1 protein-coding gene and 1 pseudogene are annotated in these 989 nt (G+C 70.3%); both read left to right on the top strand.

Annotation, left to right across the window (positions count from 1 at the left end; genetic code table 11):
- On the top strand, positions 1 to 511 hold a 511-nt coding region (locus AC0KUR_RS37960), incomplete at its 5' end, for a carbohydrate porin (protein ID WP_473377399.1).
- 77 nt (positions 512 to 588) lie between these two features.
- Positions 589 to 989: pseudogene (locus AC0KUR_RS37955) on the top strand (hypothetical protein); the annotation flags it as partial.

Here is a 989-nt window from a genome sequence, read left to right as displayed (position 1 = left end):
CACCGACGGTCTGTCGCTCGCCGATCCCGCATCGAACGGCAACGCGCGGCAGCACCACGGCGACTACAGCTTCTACGCGGTGGCCGACCAGATGATCTGGCGTCCCGACCCCACCGGCGCGAAAAGCCTCGGGGTGTTCGCGCGCGTGATGGGCGCGCCGGGCGACCGCAACCTCGTGAGCTTCGCGGCGAACGCGGGCATCGTGCTGAAGGCGCCGTTCGACGGTCGCGACAACGACAGCGTCGGCCTCGCCGTCACGTACATCCAGGTCGGCAGCCACGTGACCGACCTCGACCAGGCCGCGCGCAACTTTGCGGCCGGTCCGTACGGCGTGCGCACCCGCGAGACGACCGTCGAGGCGACCTACCAGTATCAGGTCAACCCGTGGTGGGTGATCGCGGCCGATGCGCAGTACACGTTCAACGCCGGCGCGGGCCAGAACCCGAGCGACGCGACCCAGCCGCTGCGCAACACGTTCGTGCTCGGCGCACGCACGACGATCACGTTCTGACCGCCGCGCGCCCGCCGTCCGCCCACGCCACCCGTTTTCGCGCGCCGCCGACGCGGCGCGCCTCCCAGGAGATCCCGATGATTCAATCCGCCCCGCTTCGCCGCCTCGCGACGGGCGCGCTGGCCGCCGTCGCGCTGACGGCCGCCGCCGGCGCGTTCGCCGAGCCGCAAGGCTTCCTCGAGACGCTGCATCGCCATACGCTGCTCGTCAACACGGTGCCCGACAACGGCGACCAGAACCCGTACGCGATCGCGGTTGCACCGGTGTCGGCCGGCACGCTCCAGGCAGGCGACGTGCTCGTCGACAACTTCAACAACGCGGCGAACCTGCAGGGCACGGGCAGCACGATCGTCGACTATCGGCCGTCGACGAAGCAGATGAGCCTGTTCGCGACGATTCCACGCGACCTGAAGGCGTGCCCGGGCGGCGTCGGCCTGTCGACCGCGATGACGATGCTGAAGTCGGGCTGGGTGATCGT

This window comes from Burkholderia sp. YHN3-13 (genome assembly GCF_055810675.1).
This window is presented reverse-complemented; position numbering and strand designations above follow the sequence as displayed.